A 304-nucleotide genomic window follows, 5' to 3' on the forward strand; every position below is an offset into this window, starting at 1 on the left:
GATTCCGTTAAAGTAGTGGATCTGCTCCACCTCAATATCAAATGTTTGAGCTGTTTGCTTCATTAATTCAATCGACTGTTTCACTAATGGATGGTTGGATGAATTAATGGCTGGATAGTAAGGTGGTGCATATAACAGAACTGTGGCAGGTGCTAATTCCTGACAGCGAATCATGAGCTGATCCACAATACGAATGGATTTTTCACGATCATCCCATGCACGATGCTGCTGAACCTGGTGCTTAATCGCTTGTACTTCCTCAGCTCCTAACTTATGGATCGCATGCTCCAATAAGGCCTCATAG

Annotated in this window: 1 pseudogene; it reads right to left on the reverse strand. The window is 43.1% G+C overall.

Annotated features, from left to right (window positions below):
* Positions 1–291: pseudogene (locus V1L66_RS17815) on the reverse strand (amino acid degradation protein); the annotation flags it as partial.
* Positions 292–304: the final 13 nt, after the last annotated feature.

It is taken from the genome of Lysinibacillus sp. IITD104, assembly GCF_036698265.2.
Lineage (GTDB): Bacteria > Bacillota > Bacilli > Bacillales_A > Planococcaceae > Lysinibacillus > Lysinibacillus boronitolerans.